1 protein-coding gene is annotated in these 384 nt (G+C 35.7%); it reads left to right on the top strand.

Features of this window, described 5'->3' with window-relative positions:
* A partial coding sequence (locus J7R05_RS09005; protein ID WP_484479020.1) for an ABC transporter permease occupies nucleotides 1-384 on the top strand: 384 nt, incomplete at both ends.

Raw genomic sequence — 384 nt, 5'->3', positions numbered from 1 at the left:
ACTCTTTCCTCAGCTTGCTATAACTTTCTTGTTTTTCTTTTGGCCTACTGCCCAAGCAATAGAATCATCCTTTGAGCGTGAAGATACATTTGGTTTAACCACAACTTTTATTGGGTTTGAAAATTACCTAACAGTTCTCTCTGATCCAATTTATATAAAATCATTTCTAACAACCATAATATTTTCTGTCTCTGTTACTATTGTTTCAATGATGATATCGCTTCTTTTAGCGGTTTCAGCTGATCACGTTATTCATGCAAAAAAGGCTTATACAATGCTCATGCTCTGGCCTTATGCGGTTGCCCCCGTATTAGCTGGTGTGTTATGGTTGTTTATCTTCCACCCAACTATTAGAATTGTTCCTTTTCTTCTTGAGAAAATAAA

Origin of the sequence: Bartonella capreoli (assembly GCF_902813205.1) — a bacterium.
In the GTDB taxonomy this organism is placed as follows: domain Bacteria; phylum Pseudomonadota; class Alphaproteobacteria; order Rhizobiales; family Rhizobiaceae; genus Bartonella; species Bartonella schoenbuchensis.
This window is presented reverse-complemented; position numbering and strand designations above follow the sequence as displayed.